The sequence below is a fragment of the Kribbella ginsengisoli genome, from assembly GCF_039537185.1.
Lineage (GTDB): Bacteria > Actinomycetota > Actinomycetes > Propionibacteriales > Kribbellaceae > Kribbella > Kribbella koreensis.
The window spans coordinates 143034-165048 of the sequence record NZ_BAABAA010000016.1; the positions used below are offsets into that span (position 1 = coordinate 143034).

20 protein-coding genes are annotated in these 22015 nt (G+C 67.4%); 8 read left to right on the top strand and 12 right to left on the bottom strand.

What is annotated here, in order from left to right:
• Positions 1 to 6: 6 nt before the first annotated feature.
• Positions 7 to 1179 carry a zinc-dependent alcohol dehydrogenase gene (locus ABD768_RS37420; RefSeq protein WP_344848879.1) on the bottom strand — a complete coding sequence of 391 codons (1173 nt, stop codon included), beginning with the start codon at positions 1177 to 1179 and terminating at the stop codon, positions 7 to 9.
• Positions 1180 to 1255: 76 nt separating this feature from the next.
• On the opposite strand from ABD768_RS37420, the gene ABD768_RS37425 reads away from it, so the two are divergent.
• The gene (locus ABD768_RS37425) at positions 1256 to 2551 is read left to right on the top strand and encodes an NAD(P)/FAD-dependent oxidoreductase (protein ID WP_344848881.1); all 1296 of its coding nucleotides are present in this window, start codon (positions 1256 to 1258) and stop codon (positions 2549 to 2551) included.
• A 99-nt stretch (positions 2552 to 2650) separates the two neighbouring features.
• Entirely contained in the window at positions 2651 to 3067 is a 417-nt protein-coding gene (locus tag ABD768_RS37430) for an STAS domain-containing protein (protein WP_344848883.1), read from the top strand.
• Positions 3068 to 3214: 147 nt separating this feature from the next.
• On the opposite strand, the gene ABD768_RS37435 is transcribed toward ABD768_RS37430, so the two are convergent.
• From ABD768_RS37435 to ABD768_RS37445, 3 genes are read right to left on the bottom strand one after another with little or no spacing between them, the layout of a single operon-like run.
• Positions 3215 to 3601, bottom strand: coding sequence for a hypothetical protein (locus ABD768_RS37435; RefSeq protein ID WP_343965140.1), 387 nt, complete (start codon positions 3599 to 3601; stop codon positions 3215 to 3217).
• Between the two features lie 2 nt (positions 3602 to 3603).
• Complete coding sequence (locus tag ABD768_RS37440) at positions 3604 to 4245, bottom strand: hypothetical protein (RefSeq protein WP_344848886.1); 642 nt, start codon at positions 4243 to 4245, stop codon at positions 3604 to 3606.
• 37 nt (positions 4246 to 4282) lie between these two features.
• The gene (locus tag ABD768_RS37445) at positions 4283 to 4726 is read right to left on the bottom strand and encodes an Hsp20/alpha crystallin family protein (RefSeq protein WP_343965144.1); all 444 of its coding nucleotides are present in this window, start codon (positions 4724 to 4726) and stop codon (positions 4283 to 4285) included.
• A gap of 171 nt (positions 4727 to 4897) precedes the next feature.
• Here ABD768_RS37445 and ABD768_RS37450 point away from each other — a divergent pair, with 171 nt between their 5' ends.
• Positions 4898 to 5137 carry a DUF6343 family protein gene (locus tag ABD768_RS37450; protein WP_343965146.1) on the top strand — a complete coding sequence of 80 codons (240 nt, stop codon included), beginning with the start codon at positions 4898 to 4900 and terminating at the stop codon, positions 5135 to 5137.
• A 50-nt stretch (positions 5138 to 5187) separates the two neighbouring features.
• Here the strand turns inward: ABD768_RS37450 and ABD768_RS37455 are convergent, their stop codons facing one another.
• The 3 genes from ABD768_RS37455 to ABD768_RS37465 are packed head-to-tail and all read right to left on the bottom strand — an operon-like array spanning position 5188 to position 9173.
• The gene (locus tag ABD768_RS37455) at positions 5188 to 7560 is read right to left on the bottom strand and encodes a phosphoketolase family protein (RefSeq protein WP_343965148.1); all 2373 of its coding nucleotides are present in this window, start codon (positions 7558 to 7560) and stop codon (positions 5188 to 5190) included.
• A 55-nt stretch (positions 7561 to 7615) separates the two neighbouring features.
• Positions 7616 to 8314, bottom strand: a complete 699-nt coding sequence (locus ABD768_RS37460) for a GAF and ANTAR domain-containing protein (protein WP_343965150.1) — start codon at positions 8312 to 8314, stop codon at positions 7616 to 7618.
• A 43-nt stretch (positions 8315 to 8357) separates the two neighbouring features.
• Positions 8358 to 9173 (bottom strand): sigma-70 family RNA polymerase sigma factor, encoded by an 816-nt coding sequence (locus ABD768_RS37465; RefSeq protein ID WP_343965152.1) that lies wholly within the window; start codon positions 9171 to 9173, stop codon positions 8358 to 8360.
• 276 nt (positions 9174 to 9449) lie between these two features.
• On the opposite strand from ABD768_RS37465, the gene ABD768_RS37470 reads away from it, so the two are divergent.
• Both ABD768_RS37470 and qcrB read left to right on the top strand, forming a co-directional pair.
• The gene (locus ABD768_RS37470; RefSeq protein ID WP_344848890.1) at positions 9450 to 11282 is read left to right on the top strand and encodes a glycoside hydrolase family 76 protein; all 1833 of its coding nucleotides are present in this window, start codon (positions 9450 to 9452) and stop codon (positions 11280 to 11282) included.
• A gap of 131 nt (positions 11283 to 11413) precedes the next feature.
• Complete coding sequence (gene qcrB / locus ABD768_RS37475) at positions 11414 to 13018, top strand: cytochrome bc1 complex cytochrome b subunit (protein ID WP_344848891.1); 1605 nt, start codon at positions 11414 to 11416, stop codon at positions 13016 to 13018.
• A 97-nt stretch (positions 13019 to 13115) separates the two neighbouring features.
• Here qcrB and ABD768_RS37480 read toward each other — a convergent pair whose 3' ends face one another.
• A complete protein-coding gene (locus ABD768_RS37480) occupies positions 13116 to 14012 on the bottom strand; it encodes an alpha/beta fold hydrolase (protein ID WP_344848893.1) in 897 nt (298 codons plus the stop codon).
• A gap of 128 nt (positions 14013 to 14140) precedes the next feature.
• Between ABD768_RS37480 and ABD768_RS37485 the strand changes: the two genes are divergently transcribed.
• Positions 14141 to 14914: an SDR family oxidoreductase gene (locus ABD768_RS37485; RefSeq protein ID WP_344848895.1), complete on the top strand. Its 774-nt coding sequence runs from the start codon at positions 14141 to 14143 to the stop codon at positions 14912 to 14914.
• Between the two features lie 10 nt (positions 14915 to 14924).
• Here ABD768_RS37485 and ABD768_RS37490 read toward each other — a convergent pair whose 3' ends face one another.
• The gene (locus ABD768_RS37490; protein WP_344848897.1) at positions 14925 to 17324 is read right to left on the bottom strand and encodes a winged helix-turn-helix domain-containing protein; all 2400 of its coding nucleotides are present in this window, start codon (positions 17322 to 17324) and stop codon (positions 14925 to 14927) included.
• A gap of 73 nt (positions 17325 to 17397) precedes the next feature.
• Between ABD768_RS37490 and ABD768_RS37495 the strand changes: the two genes are divergently transcribed.
• Complete coding sequence (locus tag ABD768_RS37495) at positions 17398 to 18348, top strand: MBL fold metallo-hydrolase (protein ID WP_344848899.1); 951 nt, start codon at positions 17398 to 17400, stop codon at positions 18346 to 18348.
• A 56-nt stretch (positions 18349 to 18404) separates the two neighbouring features.
• On the opposite strand, the gene ABD768_RS37500 is transcribed toward ABD768_RS37495, so the two are convergent.
• From ABD768_RS37500 to ABD768_RS37510, 3 genes are all read right to left on the bottom strand, one after another.
• The gene (locus ABD768_RS37500; RefSeq protein ID WP_344848901.1) at positions 18405 to 19214 is read right to left on the bottom strand and encodes an alpha/beta fold hydrolase; all 810 of its coding nucleotides are present in this window, start codon (positions 19212 to 19214) and stop codon (positions 18405 to 18407) included.
• Between the two features lie 5 nt (positions 19215 to 19219).
• The gene (locus tag ABD768_RS37505) at positions 19220 to 19693 is read right to left on the bottom strand and encodes a hypothetical protein (protein WP_343965163.1); all 474 of its coding nucleotides are present in this window, start codon (positions 19691 to 19693) and stop codon (positions 19220 to 19222) included.
• Positions 19694 to 19846: 153 nt separating this feature from the next.
• Entirely contained in the window at positions 19847 to 20941 is a 1095-nt protein-coding gene (locus ABD768_RS37510) for an enolase C-terminal domain-like protein (RefSeq protein ID WP_344848904.1), read from the bottom strand.
• Between the two features lie 239 nt (positions 20942 to 21180).
• Between ABD768_RS37510 and ABD768_RS37515 the strand changes: the two genes are divergently transcribed.
• The coding region (locus ABD768_RS37515) for a cytochrome c oxidase subunit I (protein ID WP_344848906.1) at positions 21181 to 22015 on the top strand (835 nt) is incomplete at its 3' end.

Here is a 22015-nt window from a genome sequence, read left to right on the forward strand (position 1 = left end):
CGCGGGTCACGGCTTCAGCAACACCTTCACGGCGCCGTCCTGCTTCTTCTGGAACATCGCGTACGCCGCCGGGCCGTCGGACAGCGGTACGTGGTGGGTCGCGAAGGCGTCGACGCCCAGCGGGTCGTCGTCGGTGAGCAGCGGCAGGATGTCGTCGACCCAGCGGCGCACGTTGCCCTGCCCCATCCGCAGTGAGATCTGCTTGTCGAACATGGTCAGCATCGGCAACGGATCAGCCGCCCCGCCGTAGACACCGCTCAACGAGATCGTGCCACCCCGGCGTACCAGCTCGATCGCCAGATAGAACGCCGCCAGCCGATCGACGCCCACGGTCTCCATCATCTTCTCGGCCAGGCCACTCGGCATCAGCCCGACCAGCTTGTGCGCGGCCTGCGCCTTCGGGGATCCATGAGCTTCCATGCCGACGGCGTCGATCACCGAATCCGGGCCGCGACCGCCGGTCAAGTGGCGTACCTGCTCAGCCACATCAGCGGAGTACGTGAGCGTCTCCACCCCACGCGCCTGCGACCGCCCGAGCCGCTCGGGCACCAGATCGATGCCGATCACCCGACAGCCACGATGCAGACCGATCCGCGCGGCCATGTCCCCGATCGGACCCAGCCCGATGACCGCCAACGTCCCGCCCTCGGGTACCGCGGCATACTCGACCGCCTGCCACGCTGTCGGCAACACATCCGACAAGAACACGAACCGATCATCAGCCGGCCCCTCAGGAACCACGATCGGCCCGTACTGCGCCTGCGGCACCCGCAGGTACTCCGCCTGCCCGCCCGGCACCTGCCCGTAAAGCCGGGTGTAGCCGAACAACGCGGCACCCATCCCCTCATCGCGCACCTGCGTCGTCTCACACTGCGACTGCAGACCGCGGTCGCACATGAAGCAACTACCGCAGGCGATCCCGAACGGGATCACCACCCGATCCCCCGCCTTCAGGTTCGGCACCTCGGCGCCGGTCTCGACCACGACGCCCATCGGCTCGTGCCCGAGCACGTCACCAGGCTCCAGATACGGCGCCATCACCTCGTACAGATGCAGATCCGACCCGCAGATCCCGGTCGAGGTCACCTCGATGATCGCGTCCGTCGGCTCCTTGATCACCGGATCCGGCACCTCGGAGTACTCGATCTTCCGCTTGCCCTGCCAAGTCAATGCTTTCATACCTACCGATACCCCCGGCCACCCAGACCAATCCGGCCAGGGTTTGCGGCGGGCACAGATCAGGTACCCGGGTGGGATGAGTCGACCGAGGATTGTCGTTGTCGGAGCGGGTTTCGCCGGGTATCACGCTGCCAGAACGCTCAACCGGCTGACGCGGGACACCGCCGAGGTCGTGATCGTCAATCCGACCGACTATTTCCTGTACGTACCGCTGCTACCGGAGGTCGCGACCGGCATCCTCGAGCCGCGCCGGGTCACGGTCTCGATCGCGGACACCCTGCCCGGCGTGCAGCTCGTACTCGGTGAGGTCGACGGCCTCGACCTCACCGAACGAACAGTCCGGTACGCCGAGCCGGCCGGCGAACGCGGCGAACTCGGGTACGACCGGCTGGTGATCGCCGTCGGCAGCGTGAACAAACTGCTGCCCATCCCCGGAATCGCCGAGCACGCACACGGCTTCCGCGGCGTACCCGAAGCCGTCTACCTGCGTGACCACCTCGCCGAACAGCTCGAACTAGCCGACGCCGCCGACGACCCGGCCGAGCGAGACGCGCTGTGCACGTTCGTCGTGGTCGGCGCGGGCTACACGGGCACCGAGGTCGCCGCCCACGGCGTGCTCTACACCGAGTTGCTCAAGAAGCGGCGTCCCCGCCTGCACGACCAAACGATGCGCTGGATGCTCCTCGACGTTGCCGACCGGGTACTACCCGAGCTCGACGAACGGTTGAGCAAGACAGCCGACCGTGTACTGCGCGAGCGCTCCGTCGACGTCCGGATGGGCGTGACCGTCGAGGAGGCGACCGCGGACGGCGTACGGCTGTCGGACGGCTCGTTCGTACCAACCCAGTCACTGATCTGGTGCGTCGGCGTCCGCGCCGACCCCGTCGTCGAAGGACTCGGCCTGAAGACGGACAAGGGGCGCCTCGTCGTGGACGAGTACCTGACCGTCCCCGGTCATCCCGAGGTGTTCGCCTGCGGCGACGCGGCCGCAGTACCGGACCTCACCAGGCCCGGCGAGGTCACCCCGATGACGGCACAGCATGCCGAGCGCCAAGGCAAGCAAGCCGCCCGAAACATCGCCGCGTCACTGGGGATGGGCACCCGCCGGCCCTACAGCCACAACGATCTCGGCTTCGTGGTCGACCTCGGCGGCAGCCAAGCCGCAGCCAACCCACTCCACCTACCGCTGGCCGGCTTCGCTGCCAAAGCGGTCACCCGCGGCTACCACCTGCTGTCGATGCCTGGCAACCGCGTCCGCACCGCCACCGATTGGCTCCTCGACGCCATCCTCCCCCGCGAAACCACCCACCTCGATCTCGTCCCACCCCACAAGGTCCCCCTGGACACGGCCGGCCCCGAACGCCCGAACTGACACTGACCATCGGCAGCGTTTCGACGCCGGCGGTCTTGTAGAGTCCATCGAGCGGTTCTGCCAGTAGCCGCGTGGCGTGGCCAGCTAGGAGACTGCGTCGTGAGCAACGACGAAAACCCCCTGATCATCCGGATCGACGCGACCAACGACCTGGTAGTGGTCGAATTGGCCGGCGATCTGGATATGGAGACCACACCGGCTCTTACCGCTGAGCTCAAGGCCGTCCTCGGAGCACGGCCGGTGGTGGTCGAGTTGAGCGGGGTCGAGTTCATGGACTCCAGCGGTATCGGCGTCCTGCTCGGCGCTCATCGAGAAGCGGCTGCCGAAGGTGGTGCACTACTGCTCGTCGCTGCCGGTCCGCGACTGCAGAAGATCTTCAAGATCACCCATCTGCACAAGGTGTTCGCCCTCCACGAAACGATGGAGTCGGCCGTGGCGAGCCTCGAGTCCCCACTGGAGATAGAAGGAGCCCCGGTCGAGACCGTCGTCCCGGGCTTCACCACAGAACCCGATTAGTTCCGGAGGTTGAGCGGTGGCCTCGTCGAGCGTATGCGTACTATCTGCGGTCACCGTGGGTACTGGGCCGTTACGGGCAGGCGCCTCGCGCGGGGAGCCTGATCCGGAGGCCCCGGCCGTTCAGACGAGCAGCGGCCGGGGCCGCCATCAGCCGGCCATCGCGTAGAGGGAGAAGGCGTCGAACGCCGCGGTGCCCAGGTGAGGGTCTGGGTCGAGTAGGCGAATGCAGGTGCCGGTGCGGTCGGCGAATACGGCGTACCGGCCGAGTGGACAGGTAATCGGGGCGATCAGCCAGTCCAGGTCGGGGTGGTCGTCGAAGAACGTGTCCACGTCGCCGACGTCGTACACTCCCCCGCTGCCGAGGGCGGCTTCGGCGGGGTCGCGGACGAGCACGATCGTCGGCGCCCCATCGCGCGGGGCAAGGAGAGCGGTGTCGTCGTCGGGCCAGCCGAGCGGCTCCAGGCCGAGCGCGCGGTAATAGTCGACACTGGCTTCCAGATGTTCGACCGGACGGATCTCGAACAACAGCTTCATCGCTACCCCTTCTGCTCTGTCGAGGCTCGGTCGGCGGTACGGTGCCGACTGCCCTGGCGTACCTCGTCGGTCTGATCGGTGACGTCCGCGATGCGATCCGCCAGCGCGGGATGATCGCGGCTGAGACCAGTCTGCGCAGCGGCCAACGGCCCGAGCAACGCCAGGGAATCGTCGTCGCCCAGCGCCACGCTGATCTGATCGACACTTGCCTGTACCACCGGGTCCAGATCGTCCAGCGAGCTGATCTGCCCGGCGAGCCGGCGCAGGTCGGCGGCGTTCTGTCTGGCCCAGGTCGCCACCGCCCGGTCGCCGGCCCGCTGATCGCGCACGGCCTGGAGCCGCTGCTCACCGTTCATCGATGGATCAGTCGCGTTCGGGCTGAGCCGCAGATAGCGCCGCTCAGCCGCCTGCCTGCTGGCCACTCCGAGCGCGGGCGCGAGCTGCGCCCAACTCACCCCGCGGCGCCGGGCCGCGTCGATCAGTTGAGGCTCGTACTGCGTGAGCTGCTCGCGCAGGTCCCGGATCCGGGCCAGTGCCTCGAGGAAATCCTCGGGCTCCCGGCCGGCCGGCCCGGTGACGACCTCCCGCACGAAGGCCAGCGCGTCCGGGTCGTCCGGCCCGCTCACGGTCCTGTGCTCGGTCATGGTCGGGCCCTCGCGTCGAAGTGGCCGCAGGCTCGGGTCAGGCGTCGATCTGCTGCGGGCTGTCAGCCGGCGCGCTGATGCTGATCTTGCGCGGCTTGGCCTGCGCCGCGACCGGAATCCGCAAGGTCAGCACACCGTTGTCGTACGCCGCCTCGATCCGCTCGGTGTCGAGGGTGTCGCCGAGGAACAACTGCCGGGAGAACACCCCCAGCGGCCGCTCGGCCACCTGCATCTCGACGCCTTCGGCCAGCGCCGCGGGCCGGCGCTCGGCCTTCACCGTCAGCACGTTCCGCTCGACATCGAGGTCGATCGCGTCGGCCGAGACGCCGGGCAGGTCGAAGACCACGACGTACTCGTCACCCGAGCGGTAGGCATCCATCGGCATCGGACTCGGCTTGGACCAGGTCCCCGGGGCACTACCACCGGTCACCAGCTGGGCCAGCCGATCGAACTCACGGAACGGGTCGGTGCGCATCAACATCGTTCCACCTCCTGACTAGTCGTTCGTCGGTGTCAACACGCACGACTTTTATAACGCGTCATCGATCCATTGACAACCCCATCCGTCATCAATCCGTTGACGTCGCAGCCCAGCCCGCACCTCGGCTTGTTCGAGGCCACGAACCAGCGCCGGCGGGGCACCATGGGAGGTATGGATCGCTCTGGAGGCTCGGGTGAACCGGGCGGAGCATCGCGGCGTCCGCGTAGTGCGCTGACGTTGCGGCTTGTGCTTGCGGTCTACGGGCTGGTCGTTTGCGGCGGTGCCGCGGTGGTCTTCGGCTACGCGGGGCTGCCGGTGATTCTGATCGTGGTCGCGGTCGCGCTGGCCGTCGTCGCCGCGATCGACCTCGTCGTCATCATCCGCCGGAAGGCGCACGGCGAGCCCGGGTGAGCGGTCAGCGGGTGCCGTCGTCGGTATTCGTGCTCACGTACCAAGCCCGTTCAGCGGCTCCAACGCCAGTCGCGGACCTCGGGTAGGTCCTCGCCGTGCTCCCTTACGTAGGCGTGGTGCCGGGTTCGCTGGTCGGTGAACCACTGACGGGTCGAGATCGCGTGGGTGCCCAGCGACGGGACCCGGTCGATCACGTCCATTGCCAGGTGGTACCGGTCGAGGTTGTTGCGGACGACCATGTCGAACGGCGTGGTCGTCGTACCCTCCTCGATGAAACCGCGCACGTGAAGGTCCTGGTGGTTGTTGCGGCGATACGTGAGCCGATGGATCAGCCAGGGATAACCGTGGTACGCGAAGATCACCGGCGTACCGGGCGGGAAGAGCGCGTCGAAGTCCGAGTCGGTGAGCCCGTGCGGGTGCTCGGTCGCGTCCTGCAACCGCATCAGGTCGACCACGTTGACGACCCGGATCTTCAACTTCGGCAGGTGTTCGCGCAGGAGGTCGACCGCCGCCATCGTCTCCAGGGTCGGTACGTCGCCGGCGCAGGCCATCACCACGTCCGGCTCGCCGTCGTCGTTGCCGGCGAAGTCCCAGACCCCGATTCCGCGAGCACAGTGCAGCGCCGCCGCGTCCCAGTCGAGCCAGTTCGGCTGCGGTTGCTTGCCTGCGACAACGACGTTGATGTAGTTCTTCGTCCGCAGGCAGTGATCCATAGTGGACAGCAGCGTGTTCGTGTCCGGCGGCAGATAGACCCGGACGACCTCGGCCTTCTTGTTCACCACGTGATCGATGAAGCCCGGATCCTGGTGCGAGAAGCCGTTGTGGTCCTGCCGCCACACATGCGAGGTCAGCAGATAGTTCAGCGAGGGGATCGGCCGCCGCCAGTCGAGCCGGTTGACGGTCTTCAGCCACTTCGCGTGCTGGTTCACCATCGAGTCCACGATGTGCACGAACGCCTCGTACGACGAGAACAACCCGTGCCGCCCAGTGAGCAGATACCCCTCCAGCCACCCCTGACAGGTGTGCTCGCTGAGCATCTCCAGCACCCGCCCGTCCGTGGCCAGGTTGACGTCGGTGTCGCGCCGGTCCGCGTTCCACGCCTTGGCGGTCACCTCGTAGACCGCGGACAACCGGTTCGACTCGGTCTCGTCCGGCCCGACCATCCGGAAGTTGCGATGCGCCTGATTGGCGGTGAAGACGTCTCGCAGGAACGCTCCCAGCACCTTCGTCGGCTCACCGTCCTCAGCACCGGGCGCCTTCACCGGTACGGCGTACTCCGCGATCGCCGGCAACTCCAGATCACGCGTGATCAACCCACCGTTGGCATGCGGACTGGACCCCATCCGCCGGTCCGCCGACGGCGCAAGCGCCAAGACGCTCGAGACCGGCCGGCCGGTCTCCTCGAACAGCTCCTCCGGCCGATAACTCCGCAGCCAATCCTCCAGCTGCCGCAGATGATCCTCGTTCGTCCGTACGCCCGACAGCGGCACCTGATGCGCCCGCCAGGTGTCCTCGACCTGCTCGCCGTCGACCGTGTGCGGACCGGTCCAGCCCTTCGGCGTCTTGAGCACGATCATCGGCCACGCGGCGCGGGCGACGTCCGCGACCGTCGTACGGGCCTCGCGCTGGATCTCGTCGATCCGGTCGAGGCAGCGATCCATCGCGGCCGCGAGTGCCTGGTGGACCTCCTCCGGCTCCGAGCCCTCGACCAGGTAGGGCTCGTGACCGTAGCCCTGGAGCAGCGCGGTCAGCTCCTCGTCGCCGATCCGCGCGAGCACCGACGGATTGGCGATCTTGTAGCCGTTCAGGTGCAGGATCGGCAGCACAGCGCCATCGCGCCGCGGATCGAGGAACTTGTTCGAGTGCCACGAGGTCGCCAGCGGACCCGTCTCCGCCTCACCATCCCCGACCACACAGGCCACCACCAGCCGCGGGTTGTCGAAGGCAGCGCCGTACGCGTGGCTGAGCGAGTAGCCCAGCTCGCCACCCTCGTTGATCGACCCCGGTACTTCCGGCGCCACGTGACTCGGAATCCCACCGGGGAACGAGAACTGCCTGAACAGCCTGGTCAGCCCGGCGAGATCCTGCCCGGTGTTCGGATAGGTCGCGGTCCAACTGCCCTCGAGCCAACTGTTCGCCACGATCGCGGGACCGCCGTGGCCCGGCCCGATCACATACATCAGCTCGCGCTCGCGCTGCCGGATCACCCGGTTGAGATGGGTGTAGATCAGGTTGAGCCCAGGCGTCGTCCCCCAGTGCCCGAGTAGCCGCGGCTTGATGTGCTCAGGCCGCAACGGCTCCTTCAGCAACGGATTGGCGAGCAGGTAGATCTGCCCGACGGACAGGTAGTTGGCTGCCCTCCAGTACGCGTCGAGCCCCTGCAGTTCCTCGTCGCCCAGTGGCGCGGCATCGATCCGTTGCACCGGAATCTCCTTCCTGACGGCTTCGCAGACCCTCCCGTACCCCGGAGCCGAGATCTCAGTCCGCCTTGAGACGCTCTTCACCGAGGCGTTCCACGTCGGCGACGAGCTCCTCGGAGATCCGGTTGAGCTTGACGTTCCCGTTCTGGGACAGCCTGGCCAGGAAGGCGAACGCACGCTGATCGGTCAGCGAGTAACGCTCCATCAGGATGCCGATCGCCTGACCGATGGTCCGCCGGGTCCGCAGCGCGTCCTGCAGGTTCTCGATCTCGCGCGCATAGCCGATCGCCATCGCCGACTGGTGCGTGAACAGCGCCCCGATCGCGCCGAGATCCTCGAACGAGCCGACCACCGTCGAGTACAGATTCAGCGCCCCCTGCGATTGGGGCGCGTCGAACAGACGCAGACCTGCCTGCGCGACGATCCCGGCGGCCACCGCGCTCGCGGCGTAGCGCGGAAAGCGCGGATCGGCGGCGAGGTCGGGAGACAGGACGTGCACGCTGTCGGTCGCGGCCTCGTAGCACGGCCCCTCCTGAAGCTCGTACTGCGCCGCGTCCACGCCCCACAACAAGTCGGCGGTGGGCGCCGCGGTCTCGAGCCGCCCGTCGCTGTGCTTCACCGTGATGCTGGCGTACTCCACCTCTGGAAGCACCTCGACCGCCGCCGCCGTGATGCGACCCAGCGTGTGGTCCAGGTCGCCCGCTGTCAGCGACTTCGACAGTCGCCGCGTTGCCTCCAGAAGTTTCGTGTCATCCATAGACCGCAGGTACCCGCGTCACCGGGTCCGAACCGGGTGCCGATCAGGCGGCTGACCGGACCGGGGCGAGCTTGTTCCTCAGGCTGTCCAGGATCTGGCGGAGCAGACGCGAGACCTGCATCTGACTGACGCCCAGCTCAGCGCCGATGTCGGTCTGCGCCAGGCCTTCCACGAATCGCAACTGCAGGATCTCCCGATCCCGATCGCTCAGGTCCGCCAAGACCGGCCGGAGTACCTCGATCGCCTCCAGCTGATCCAGCGCCCGGTCGTCCTCGGCGGCCACCACGTCGGCCAGCGACAGACCGGCATCCGTCTCCGGGCGATCCAGCGACAGCACCGTGAAACAGCCATGAGCGACCCTTGCCCGCTCGACCTCCTCAACCTCCACGCCCAGCCGCTCGGCGATCTCGGCCGAGTTCGGCTCCCGCCCCAGCTCCTGCTCCAGGTCCGGCAGCTTCGCCGCGATCATCCCCTGCAACTCCTGCAGCCGGCGCGGAATCCGCACCGTCCACGCGCAGTCCCGGAAGTACCGCTTGACCTCGCCCCGGATGGTCGGAATCGCATACCCGATGAACGGCGTATCGGCGTCGAGCCGGTAGCCGTGCGCCGCCTTCACCAGCCCCAGATAAGCGACCTGCTCCAGGTCTTCCACCTCCGGACCCTTGTGCCGGAACCGCTGCGCGATCCCCCGCGCCATCTCGATGTTGAGCTCGACGATCGCCTCGAGCAGCTGCTGCCGCTCGGTTTCGCCGGTACTACGCTCCCGCCGCTCGAACAACTCCTGCGTCGCGGACTCGCGCGCCGCGCGATCCCGGGCGGACCAGCACTGGGTGGGCACTGAACTGACAAAGAAACTCATCTCGACCTCGCGACAGAACAACGTCACGGCGTGGCCCACCTCCGGACCACGGTCAGCAGCAAACCCTCCGTACCCGCTCCCTGCCAAACCATGCGCCGGCCACCCGGGACAGGGCGGCGGACAGGTGACTCCGGGGCATTGACAGCGTTGTCTGCTGGGACGACGATACTTCTCGTCGGAGACTGAAACGTTTCCAACCTCTTCCGCCCGAGCCGCCCCGAAGTAGTCGAGGAGATCGTCGCCGTGATTCGTGCTGCCCGAACTTTGCAGATACTGGTGGCTGGAGCAGTCCTGGCCGGAGCGGCGCTGTCCGCGCCGGCCGCTGGTGCCGCGCCCGCCTCCGACGGTCCGGCAGCGACCGCTCGGGCCCGGGTTGCCGCTGACGAGCTGATGAGTTCGTACGAGCCGGTCAAGGCGTGGTTTCCGTCGAGCTGGTGGAATTCCGCGGTTGCCTTGCAGACCGTCGGCGACTACATGGAGCGCACCGGCGACCGTCGTTACCTGCCTCAGCTGGACAACACCTTCGAGAAGGACAAGGGCGTGTTCCCGGCGGGGTACCTGTCCGGTGATCCGCTGCTCGGGAACTTCACCAGCCGTGCCATCGACGACTCCGAGTGGTGGGGCCTGACCTGGATCCAGGCGTACGACCTGACGAAGAACCGCAAGTACCTCGACATGGCGGTCACGATCGCGGAGTACGTCGAGGGCTACTGGGACCCGAGCACGTGTGGTGGCGGCGTCTGGTGGAACGGGGAACGTACCTACAAGAACGCCGTCACCAACGGCCTGTGGATCCGCCTCACCGCCGAACTCCACAACCGCCTGCCGCGCGACAAGCACTGGCTCGGTCGCGCGAAGGAGGGCTGGAACTGGTTCACCGCCAGCGGCATGATCAACTCCGCCGGTCTGGTCAACGACGGTTTGAGGGACGACTGCAGCAGCAACGGCGACACCGTCTGGAGCTACAACCAGGGCCTGGCCATCGGGGCCGGCCTCGAACTGTGGCGAGCGACCCATGATCCGAAGCTGCTGACCACGGTACGACGCTTGGCCGACGCGGCCATCGCTCCCGGCGGACTGGTGACCGGCGGTGTCCTGACGGAGTACTGCGATGCGCCCGGCCGCACGTGCGACGACAACGGCAAGCAGTTCAAGGGCATCTTCATGCGCTACTGGATGGACCTCGCCGACACCACGCACGATCACCGCTACACCGCTTTCGTTGCTCAGCAGGCCGCAACGGTCTGGGGCAACGACCGCGACGCCGCCGATCGGCTGGGCGAGCGCTGGTCAGGCGCCGAGCCGAACGTCTTCGACTGGCGGACCCAGGCCAGTGCCCTCAGCGCGCTGATCGCTGCCGTGCCGTCCACGCCGCCGACGCGGTCGCTGTCGGCCACCACCGATCCGGCCCTGCCGGTGGTGATGCCGTCGACCGGCGCCGCCACCCACGTGAAGCTGACAGTCGACGTCCAGGCCACGGGACGTGAGCCGCTCCAGGTCGCCGTACGGGCAACTGCCCCGTCGGGATGGGCCGTCACTCCCCCACGCTCGACGGTGCTCCTTCGCCCGCACGGCAACGCCGTACCGGTGCACTCGTCGGTCCAGCTCGATGTGACGATCCCCGCCGGTACGCCGGACGGCCGCTACCCGGTGAGCGCGACCGCGACCTCCGGCTCACAACTGTCGTTCAGCACCCGAGCCGACATCCTGATCGCGAACACCGCCGACTTCGACACCGGTACGGCGGCCGAGACCCCCTGGCTGTGGGACGCGGACGGCTCACAGAGCAACGGCGTCCAGAACCGGTTCGCCGACGGGCACTCGTACTTCGTCTACCGCTTCCCGTTCCCGGCCGACACCACCACGGCCTCCGCGACACTGACGATCGACAACGAGTTCGTCGTACAGGTCAGCGGCGACGGGCAGCAGTGGACCACGGTGGCCACCGAGACACAGCCCTTCCACGACGGTGAGAACAAGCTGGCCAGGACGTTCGACCTCAGCGCTCATCTCGGCCCGGACAAAGCAGCCTACGTCCGGATCTCCGACTCGTTCCCCGACGACGGCTGGGGTGGCCGCGTCTACCACGTGACAGCCACCCACGACTGAACTCGCACGACCGCGAATCCAGCAGCGAGACCGCGTCGAACTTGTGCAAGCCACGCCTGAACCTTTACAGGCCGGCTGACCGCGTGCATAACTTACGCATAAGTTTCATTCGGTCTCCGGACGAGGTGACGATGGCGGGACAGGATCTGCCCACCGCGGTGCGCTGGGTCGACGACCGGACGGGGATCGCCAAGCTCGGCAAGAAGAACCTGCGCAAGGTCTTCCCCGACCACTGGTCCTTCATGCTCGGCGAGATCGCGCTCTACAGCTTCGTCATCCTGATCCTGACCGGCATCTTCCTCACCCTGTGGTTCAAGCCGTCGATGGCCGACGTCACCTACCAGGGCTCGTACAGCCTGCTCAAGGGCCTGCACATGTCCGAGGCCTACGAGTCGACACTGCGGATCTCCTTCGACATCCGCGGCGGCCTGCTGATGCGGCAGATCCACCACTGGGCCGCAGTGCTCTTCGTCGCCTCGATGAGCGTGCACCTGCTGCGCGTCTTCTTCACCGGCGCGTTCCGCAAGCCGCGTGAGCTCAACTGGCTGATCGGGATCGTGATGCTGTTCCTCGGCATCATCGAGGGCTTCATCGGCTACGGCCTGCCCGACGACCTGCTATCCGGCACCGGGCTGCGGATCACCGAAGGGCTGGTCCTCGCCGCTCCCGTCGTCGGCACGTACATGTCGTTCTTCATCTTCGGCGGCCAGTTCCCCGGTGACGAGTTCGTCTCCCGGTTCTTCACCGTGCACGTGCTCCTGATCCCAGGCATCCTGCTCGGCCTGATCACGGTCCACCTGGTCCTCGTCGTCTACCACAAGCACACGCAGTACCCAGGGCCCGGCCGGACCGAGAAGAACGTCGTCGGCTACCCGCTGATGCCGGTCTACATGGCCAAGGCCGGCGGCTTCTTCTTCGTCGTCTTCGGAGTGCTCGCAGTGATGGGCGCGCTGCTGCAGATCAACCCGGTCTGGCTGTACGGCCCGTACAACCCCGCGGAGGTCACCGCCGGTTCCCAGCCCGACTGGTACATGGCCTGGCTCGACGGCGCCGTCCGCCTGATGCCCGGAGTCGAATCGCACTTCTGGGGCATCACGATCAGCTGGAATGTCGTAGTACCGGCGCTCCTGATGCCGCCGCTGTTCATCGGGTTCGTCGCGCTCTACCCGTTCATCGAGAACTTCGTCACCGGCGATCGCCGCGAACACCATCTGCTCGACCGCCCACGCAACCAGCCGACCCGCACCGGCATCGGTGTCGCGATCATCACCTTCTACGGCGTGCTGTGGCTCAACAGCGGCAACGACCTCGTCGCAACCCACTTCCAGCTGTCGATCAATACGATCACCTGGGTCTGCCGCGTGCTGATCTTCCTCGGCCCGGTGCTGGCGTTCTGGATCACCCGCCGGATCGCCATCTCACTGCAACGCGCCGATCTCGACCGCGTGCTGCACGGCCGCGAGTCCGGCATCATCGTCCGCTCCCCCGACGGCCGGTACTACGAGAAGCACGACCCCATCACCCGGTACGAGGCCTACGCACTGACCGCCCACGAGAGCCGGCACCCCGTGGCCCGCGGCGACGACACGGACGCAAACGGAGTCGACCGCCCGCACCGCCATCGCCGCCGGATCCGCGCCGCCCTCTCCCGCTTCTACTTCGCCGGCAACACACCGACCACCGAGGACCCCGGCCGCCCGGAACCGAACAGCCTGGAGAAGGCCGGCAAGACCTGACCGGCAAGGATCCCTGAGCCGACGGTGTCACAGGTTGTGGTGGTGTTCTGTCTTTGCAGGTGTGAACGCACACGCGGAGAAGCGCACCCTGGGACTGTCAGCCGAAGAAGTCGATGAGTGCCTGCGCCACAGCCTCTGGTTGTTCGATCGGGAGGAAGTGACCGGAGCCGTCGATCATCGCCAGCCGGACGTCAGTACCCGACTGCGGCAAGGTTTGCCGGATCCCCGCGAAGTTCGCCGGCGAGGCGAGACCGAGCATCGGTACCGTCACCTTGCCGTAGGTCCTGAAGTCGGCAACGTCTTGGTCGAAGGCCTGGAACCAGCCGTTCCCGGCCCGGACGGCATCGGCACTGTCGTAGGCACGGGCATACGCCTGCCGATCGCCTTCGCCGACCTTGCTCCGATCGACGAGATGGCTGTCGAACACGTAGTCGACGACGAACCGCATCCGTCCTGCCAGCAGCTGCTCGGGCAGACCACGGATCTGGTTGAGCGGGAACCACCACAGATTCGGCGCACCCTCCGACGGCAGCAGCTTCAGCTCGTACAGGCTGGGATCCGGATGGCCGACCTCCATGACGGCCAGTTCGGTGACGGCCTCGGGATGATTGATCGCGTAGCTGAAGGCAACCATCGAGCCGATGTCGTGCCCGGCGATGGCGGCCTTCGAGTAGCCGAGGTGGTGAACGAGCTCGAGGATGTCGCGCGCCATCGTCCGCTTGTCGTAGCCGGAGTCCGGCTTGGCCGACAGGTTCATCCCCCGCAGATCGACCGCGATCACCCGGTACCGCTCGGCCAGCAGAGGCATCACGTGGCGGAACTCCCGCCACGTCACCGGCCAGCCAGGCAACAGGACCAGCGGTTCCCCCTGGCCGCCGGCGACGTAGTGCAACGTCGTCCCGTTCACCTCGGCGAAGGCACTACGGAAGTCGCCTGGCAGCGCCGACGCCAGCGCGGCGTCATCCACTACCGACTCGTCCTCGAACACGGTCACACAGATCACTCCCACTACGTAGACGACCAGTACTCAGCTATGACCGAGCCGACCGCCGGCTTGTGACAGCGGGCTTGTTCTCCGCTGCATTTCTCGCCTCCAACCCGCACGATCGAAGGAGCAGGTTCATGGATCTGAAGATTGCCGGCCGGACCGCGGTGGTTTGCGCGTCCACCTCCGGACTGGGCGAAGGTGTTGCCAGGGCGCTCGCCGCGGAAGGCGCGAACGTCGTGGTGACCGGCCGCCGGGCGGAGTTGGCCAGGTCGATCGCCGCACAGTTGCCGTCGGCAATCGGTGTCGGCGTGGACATGATGAGCGACGGCGGGCCCGAACAGATCATCCAGGCCGCCACCGAGGCGTTCGGATCGGTGGACATCCTGGTCCTCAACGGTCCCGGCCCCAGGCCGGCCACCGCCCTGGACGTCACAACGGAGGACATCGGTACGGCGATGGCGTCGGTGATCCAGCCACAGCAGCGACTGGTGTCCCTCGTACTCGACGGAATGCGCGAACGCGGCTGGGGCAGGATCCTCGCGGTCTCGGCCACGAACATCGTGGAGCCCCTGCCCGCGCTGGCGTTGTCGAACATCGCCCGTCCCGCCCTCGCCGGCTACCTCAAAACCCTCGCAACCCAGGTCGCACCCGAGGGCGTCACCGTGAACCTCCTACTGGCCGGTGGCTTCCGTACCGCCCGCCGCGATGCCGTCGAAGCAACCAAGGCCGCCCGGACCGGCCGGCCCGCAGCCGAGATCCAGGCCGAAGAGGCCGCCGAGGTCCCGATGCGCCGCTTCGGCGCCGTACACGAGTTCGCTGCCGTAGCCGCCTTCCTGTGCAGCGACCTGTCGTCGTACGTGACGGGAACGGCCGTCCGATGCGACGGCGGCTTGGTCCACAGCCTCTGAGCCGCAGGTCTCAACGCGTGCCGGAGATCAGACCGAGTTCGCGACCGCGCTGGACGGCGGTACTGCGATCCGTGGCGCCGAGCTTGGCGTAGATCCTGCGAATGTGGGTGTTGACAGTGTTCAGCGAGAGCAGCAGTTCGGCGGCGATCTCCGGCCGGGTCAGGTTCGTGGGCAGGTAGCGGAGGACCCGAAGCTCACCAGGGCTGAGGCTTTCGACCGGCCCACGGGCCGGCGGCGTACCGCTGCGGACAGCGTCGAGGACATCGGCCACGAGCGCCGCGTGCCGGGTCTGCCAAGCCGGCAGAACCTCCAAAACCCGCCACGCACCGGTCATCGCGAACGGCAGGATCAGCCGATCCTGCTCGGCGAGGTCGAGCGCGTGCTCGATCGCGGCTACGGCGGCGCCCTTGTCGCCGAGGTCGCAACAGGCAAGCGCCATCATCAGGCTTCCCTCGAGCCCCAGAACGGCGTCGGACTCGAGTACGCGGCGGGCAGCCGCCGCGTCATGGTCAGCCAGGTGGATCGCCGCGGCGGCGGTGCGTAAGTCACCCGTCGCGGCGAGCATCGTCCGTGCCTCGTCGATCATTCCGGCGCGGGCCAGCGTGGCGATCGTCCAGGCGGCCACCTGACCCGAGAACGCGTGGTCGCCGCCCGCCTCGCCGAACTCGGCCAGCGCCTCCTGGTGACGCTCACGGGCGGCCGCGATCATCCCGGCGACGACATGCGTGAGCAACTGGATGCCGGGTTCGCTGACCGTGCGTACGGCGCGATCTAGCCAGCGTTCGGCATGGTCGAACTCCCCCGTCCACACCAGCACCCAGGCGAGCGTGGCGTAGGCAGGCGCAACCACCGGTTCGTCGTCCAACCCGTGCCGGTTCGCCAGCGCGATCGCGTCCTCGGCATGCCGGCGGGCCAGCGGAAGGGACCGAAGGGTGGCCACGAAGCTCAGATAGGCCAGGCAGGCCACTTCGAGGTACGGGCGGTTGAGATCGCGGGCGAGGACCGCGCCCTCGGACAGATGGCGCTCCGCGTCTGCCGGCCGCCGCGACCATGCCTCGGTCGCACCGAGGTTCTGAAGCAGGACAGCGCGCAGATCGGCGTCCGGAAGGTTGTTGTCCTGCGCAACGACACGGTCGTACTCGCCCCGTAGCCTGGCGAGTTGCAGATCCAGGACGGCGACGACCATCGGATGCTCGCCGGCCGATCGAGCGATCTCGAGGTGCGCTGCCGCTTCGTCGAGCCGCATCCGGTTCAGTTCGTCGATGGCATGGACCAGCGCGAGTGAGTCGCCGGGAGCCGGGAAGGCGTGGAGGAGCGTTCGTACCGTCCCTGCCTCCCCATCGAGGGTCAGACTGAGCGCGTGCCCGGTCAGCAGCCGTCCGGCCTCCGCCCAGTCGCCTGCCCGCTGCAGATGCCGGATCGCGGCGGCGGGTTGAGCATGTTCCGCGAACCACTGGGCGGCGGTCCGATGCAGAGCGGAGATGCTGTCCGGCTGAGTACGCCGAAGTTCCAGGCGCAACAGGCCCGCGAACATCTGGTGGTAGCGGAACCACGTGCGCTCGACGTCCAGCGACGTGACGAAGGCGTTCGCCCGCTCCAGCTCCAGCAGGACCCTCTCGGCACCGGATCCGCCCGTGAGCACGTCGGCCAGCTCGCCGTTGACCTTGTCCAGCAGCGAGGTGCGCAACAACAGATCCTGTACTTCGGGGCTCTGCCGCTCCAGCATCTCGGCCAGCAGGTACTCGGCCACGGTCCGATCGCTGCCGGAGAACTCGGCGACGAATCGTTCCGGATCCGGATTCCCAGCCAGCGACAGCACTGCGAGCCGCAGCCCGGCCGCCCAGCCTTCAGTGCGCTGCTGCAGTACTTCGACAGCCTGGCCGGACAGCGCGAGACCTGCCGCCGCGACCAGCTTCCCGGTCTCCTCGACCGTGAATCGCAGCTCCGGACCGCGAATCTCGGCCAGCTCACCGGCGAGCCGAAGCTTGTGCAGCTGGAGCGGCAGCTCGCCGCGGGTGGCGACGACCGCGTGCGCGAGAGGCGGGAGTTCACTCAGCAGGGTGGCCAACTCGCCGGGCGATTCGAGTTCGTGCGCGTCGTCGACGACCAGCACGAACGATCCCTCGATCGTCGCGAGCTCGGACAGAGCCTTCTCGCGCTCGCCGCCGCCCGGTGTCGCGACCGGCGGGTCGGATCCACACGCCGCGTGGATTCCGCGCAGTACGTCGAACCAGAACCGCTGGTCGGGCCGCACCGTCACGAACGCGAGCGGACGCTGCTGCTGCCCGGCCCAAAGCCGCAGCAGCGAGGTCTTGCCGCTCCCGGCCGGCGCCGAGATGATCGTTACCCGCTTGGCCGCCGCACGATCCAGCGCGACGACCAGGTCATGGCGGTCGATCAGCGCAGGCACACCGCAATGATAGTTGCCCGATCACCTGATTCCGGTGATGGCCGGTCACCTGGTCCGTGCCGATCCTGGCTTCATGTCCACTATCGAACTGCCCGAATATGCTCCGGTACCGCAATCCGCAACAGGCCCCGCACTCAACGAACACGGCTACTACGTCGGCCGGGTGGAGAGGAATCTCTACTGGGTCACCGACGGCGGGTACCAGGCGGCCTTCCTGACCACCGCCGACGGTGTCGTCCTGTTCGACGCACCACCCACCATCGGCCACAACCTGCAGCGCGCCATCGACGAGATCGCGGCGGCGAACGGCGTACCGAACAAGGTCACCCACCTCGTCTACTCACACCATCACGCCGACCATATCGGCGCCTCGTCGCTGTTCGGCCCGGACGTGGTGCGGATCGGCCATGCCGAGACCAAGCGGCTGCTGGCCCGCACCGGCGACCCTGCACGGCCTGCGCCCGACCTGACCTTCGACACCAAGCACGCTCTGGAGGTCGGCGGCGAGACCGTCAATCTCGCCTGGCACGGTTCCAACCACACGCCGGACAACATCTACATCCACCTGCCCGGCCACGAGACGCTGATGCTGATCGACGTGGTGGTTCCGGGCTGGGCGTCGTTCGCCGCCTTCAACGTCAACGTCGACGTACCCGGCTCCATCGCCGCACCGGACAACGCTCTCGACTATCCGTGGAAGCACTTCATCGGTGGCCACCTGGGCCGGCTGGGCACCCGCGACGATCTCACCCTGCACCAGCACTACCTGGCCGACATCGTCGACAACGTCCGCACCGCGCTGGCCACCGTCGACCCGATGCCCTTCTACGCCAGGTACGGCGACAACGTGTGGGCGGCCGTCAAGGCCTACCTCGACACAGCCTCCGCCCAAGCCGCCGCGCCAGTGGTCGAGAAGTACTCCGGCGTTCTCGGCGCCGCCGACGTCTTCATCACCAGCACCGTCTTCGTCATCCTCGAATCCCTGCGCCTGGACCTCGGCGAAGGCCTCTACATCCATCCCTGAGGGCGAGCCAGGCCGGAGCGGTTGGCTCCGGCCTGCTGGGATGGCTGGCGTCGCACTCAGCGCGCGGCCCGTTCGATCACATTGGTCACCGTGTCGGGTTGCGAGAGCATGACCAGGTGGGAGGCGCCGTCGACCTCGACGATCCTCGCGCCGGCGCGATTGGCCATGAAGCGCTCGGCCGCCGGAGCGATCGCGTGGTCACCGGTCGAGACGACCGCGTACTTCGGCAGCGCCGCCGGGGCCGTCCGCTCGATCGGCTCACCGAAGGCAGCCGCGGCGACCGGGCGCTGAGCGGCCACGAACGCGGACGCCTGGCGGGCCGGGAGGTCGGCGGCGAAGACCGCGCGAGCGTTGTCGGGCTTGATCGCGAGATCGAGTCCACCGGGGTAGGCGATCGGGGTGGTCGCCGAGCCCAGGTCGCTGCCGGGGAACTGCGAGTTCAGCGCGCCCAGCGTCTCACCGGCCTGCGGAATGAAAGCGTTGACGTAGACGAGCGACTTCACGCCCTCGGTACCGGCCAGCTCACTCACGAGCGCGCCACCGTACGAATGCCCGACCAGTACCTTAGGACCGGGGATGGTCGCCAGTACCCCGCTCAGGTACGACGTATCGGCTGCGATGCCTCGCAGCTGGACGGCCGGAGCGACGACCTGATAGCCGTCCCGCTGCAACCGGCCCGTCACCTCCGACCAGCTGTTCCCATCGGCGAACGCCCCGTGGAGCAGGACGATCGTCGGTTTAGGTGGGGTTTGTGTTCCCATCGTGGCTTGTGCGGTGGTCGTGCCGGCCAGCAGCAGGGTGCCGCCGAGTGCGGTCAGGACGACGGTGCGGCTCAGGTTTCGTACGGACTGGATCAGCTTGTTCATCGTGTTCACGCCTTTGTGTTGCCAGTGGTGGGTGCTTGGAGGTTGCGGGCCTCGATGGCCTTGACGGAGTCGTGGAACGGCTTGCCGAGCACACTCTTGCCGAACAGGCCGAGCACGATCCCGAGCATCCGGCCCTTGAAGTTCTTGCCCTGGCGCACGATCGACGCGTCGATCGTGGTCGTGCCGTCCGTCCGGCGGCGCAGGGTGTAGGTGTGACCGGACGCTCCGCCCCACAGGTTGGAGTCGATGGTCTTGAGGACAATGTGGTCCGGGTTCGACCAGTCGTAGCGCAGCCGTTCCCAGGCGCTGTCGTTGCCTTCGGTCACCTCGGCGTACCCGGGGCCCTGGGCATGGACCAAGAGGTGGTCGTCGGAGCTGTTGACGAACAGCTTCGACCGGCCCGGCCCGAAGTCGGTCAGCCCGGCGACGAACTGCTCGGGTGTCGAGGTGGTGATCTCGGTGAGATGGATGGTGGACATGTACGTTCCGTTTCCTCGAGGGATTCCCTGGCGGGATCCACTGACCCCACTGTTCGTCGCCCGGGAACCACTCACACCAGTGCCTTCCCCTGGTGCTACCCACGTGTTCCGACGCGAGGGCCGCGCGGCGTCAGCCCTTGGGGATCGGTGTCGTCACGGCGCGGCGACGAGATGGCGGAGTGCTGCCGGGTATGCGAGGTGCGCGGGCAGGGCGATGCCGGGCGCAAGGGGTGCGTGGACCAGTCCATCGGAATCGACACAGGCCTCGCGGCGGACGTCGGTCGAGGTCACCAGCGACTCGTAGTACGTGGTGTTCGAGATGGCCATGCAGAGGTGCTGGTTGGGGATGTCGGAGCCGTGGACCTCGGCGCGGAGCCGATAGGCATCGGCCAGGTGAGCGATCCGCATCGCGCCGGTGATCCCGCCGCGCAGGGTTGTGCTCGCCCGTACGCCGAAGGTCGCCGCGCCCGAGTTGATGAAGTCGGCGGCGTTCAGATGCGCGCCGTCCGAGGTCTCGGCGACCAGCAGCGGGACGCCGACCGACCGAGCCAGGAGCCCGTACGCCGTGACGCTGAACTCACGCATCGGCTCCTCGTACCAGAGGTAGTCCAGGTCCGTGAGTGCGCGGCCGAGCCGGATCGCATCGGGCAGGTCGAAGCCGGCTGAGCCGTCGTACATCAGCGGCACGTCGTCGCCGACATGCTCGCGCAGGGCCGCGCACAACTTCGCATCGCGACGTGCATCGCCCCAGGCGTGCAACTTGATCGCCGCATACCCGGCCTCGAGGCACTGGGTCGCCACATCGAGGAACTCCGCGGTCGTGGCGAAGGTCGAGGTCGACGCGTACGCCGGGATCGAGCGCCGGTGACCACCGAGCAACTGCCAGACCGGCTGCCCGGCGACGCGGCCGGCGAGATCCCACAGCGCGACGTCGATCAGGCCGAGCGTGGGCAGCGGGAGCTCCTCGATCCGGTCGAGCTCCCAGATCCGGTGCCAGAGCCACTCCCGCTGGTACGGATCCTGGCCGACCAGCTCGTCCCGGAACACCCGATCGACGAGCTCCTCCAGCTGCGCGGCGCCACCGGGACGGGCGAACAGCGCCACCCCCTCAGCGCCCTCGTCGGTACCGATCCGGAGCACGGCGCCGTCGGCGTCCGGCGCGCTCCCGCCGAGACCCGCACGCCAGCTGAACGGCGGACTCGCGGCGGGAATCCGGACTCGGTGGGTCTCGACATGGGTGATCTTCATGAACTCTTTCCGACGAATGAATCAGATCAATGTGTCGTCAAGGTAGCAAGAAGACACCGTCTTGCCTATCAACCAGACTCTTCTTTCGAGATTAACCAGGTTCATCACGTTCTCAGCGAGGCCGGCTGTCACGTCCACGGGCCGGGCAGGTGGAGCACTGCTGCTACCTGTCCCGTCTTCCTGCGTGCTGCGACTGGACACTTCGCGCGCTGGGAGGGATCGTGCAAGTGGAGACGTTGATGGCTGACTTGGTGGAACGGATCGGCGCTGGGACGACGACTACGCTCCCGCGCAGACGAAGCCTGGGCAGTGTGGTCGGCAAGTGGGTGTCCACCACCGACCACAAGCTGATCGGGCATCTCTACCTGATGACCTCGTTCGCGTTCTTCCTGATCGGTGGCGTGATGGCGCTGCTGATCCGGGCCGAGCTGGCCAAGCCGGGGTTGCAGATCGTCGACGAAGAGGTCTACAACCAGCTCTTCACCATGCACGGCACGATCATGCTGCTGCTGTTCGCGACCCCGCTGTTCGTCGGCTTCGCCAACGAGATCATGCCGGTCCAGATCGGCGCCCCCGACGTCGCGTTCCCACGGCTCAACATGTTCAGCTACTGGCTGTTCCTCTTCGGCGGCCTGATCACGCTGTCCGGCTTCATGACGCCCGGCGGGGCCGCGGACTTCGGCTGGACCGGCTATGCCCCACTGTCCGGTGGTACGCGCTCACCGGGTGTCGGTGGTGACCTGTGGGTGATGGGCCTGTGGATGGCCGGCCTGGGCACCATCCTCGGTGCGGTCAACTTCGTCACCACGATCATCACGATGCGGGCGCCCGGTATGACGATGTTCCGGATGCCGATCTTCACCTGGAACATCCTGGTGACCTCGATCCTGGTCCTGATCGCCTTCCCGATTCTCGCCGCAACCCTGCTGATGCTGGAGGCGGATCGGGCCCTGGGGGCTCACGTCTTCGACGCCGCGAACGGCGGGCCGTTGCTGTGGCAACACCTGTTCTGGTTCTTCGGGCATCCCGAGGTCTACATCATCGCGCTGCCGTTCTTCGGCATCATCACCGAGA

Bases quoted from the DNA above. Each gene is read 5' to 3' on its own strand.
- ABD768_RS37510 (WP_344848904.1), bottom strand. From the start codon at position 20,941: ATGAAGATCACCCATGTCGAGACCCACCGAGTCCGGATTCCCGCCGCG.
- qcrB (WP_344848891.1), top strand. From the start codon at position 11,414: ATGGCGGGACAGGATCTGCCCACCGCGGTGCGCTGGGTCGACGACCGG.
- ABD768_RS37440 (WP_344848886.1), bottom strand. From the start codon at position 4,245: ATGACCGAGCACAGGACCGTGAGCGGGCCGGACGACCCGGACGCGCTG.
- ABD768_RS37500 (WP_344848901.1), bottom strand. From the start codon at position 19,214: ATGAACAAGCTGATCCAGTCCGTACGAAACCTGAGCCGCACCGTCGTC.
- ABD768_RS37445 (WP_343965144.1), bottom strand. From the start codon at position 4,726: ATGTTGATGCGCACCGACCCGTTCCGTGAGTTCGATCGGCTGGCCCAG.
- ABD768_RS37460 (WP_343965150.1), bottom strand. From the start codon at position 8,314: ATGGATGACACGAAACTTCTGGAGGCAACGCGGCGACTGTCGAAGTCG.
- ABD768_RS37425 (WP_344848881.1), top strand. From the start codon at position 1,256: ATGAGTCGACCGAGGATTGTCGTTGTCGGAGCGGGTTTCGCCGGGTAT.
- ABD768_RS37505 (WP_343965163.1), bottom strand. From the start codon at position 19,693: ATGTCCACCATCCATCTCACCGAGATCACCACCTCGACACCCGAGCAG.
- ABD768_RS37465 (WP_343965152.1), bottom strand. From the start codon at position 9,173: ATGAGTTTCTTTGTCAGTTCAGTGCCCACCCAGTGCTGGTCCGCCCGG.
- ABD768_RS37495 (WP_344848899.1), top strand. From the start codon at position 17,398: ATGTCCACTATCGAACTGCCCGAATATGCTCCGGTACCGCAATCCGCA.
- ABD768_RS37450 (WP_343965146.1), top strand. From the start codon at position 4,898: ATGGATCGCTCTGGAGGCTCGGGTGAACCGGGCGGAGCATCGCGGCGT.
- ABD768_RS37435 (WP_343965140.1), bottom strand. From the start codon at position 3,601: ATGAAGCTGTTGTTCGAGATCCGTCCGGTCGAACATCTGGAAGCCAGT.
- ABD768_RS37420 (WP_344848879.1), bottom strand. From the start codon at position 1,179: ATGAAAGCATTGACTTGGCAGGGCAAGCGGAAGATCGAGTACTCCGAG.
- ABD768_RS37485 (WP_344848895.1), top strand. From the start codon at position 14,141: ATGGATCTGAAGATTGCCGGCCGGACCGCGGTGGTTTGCGCGTCCACC.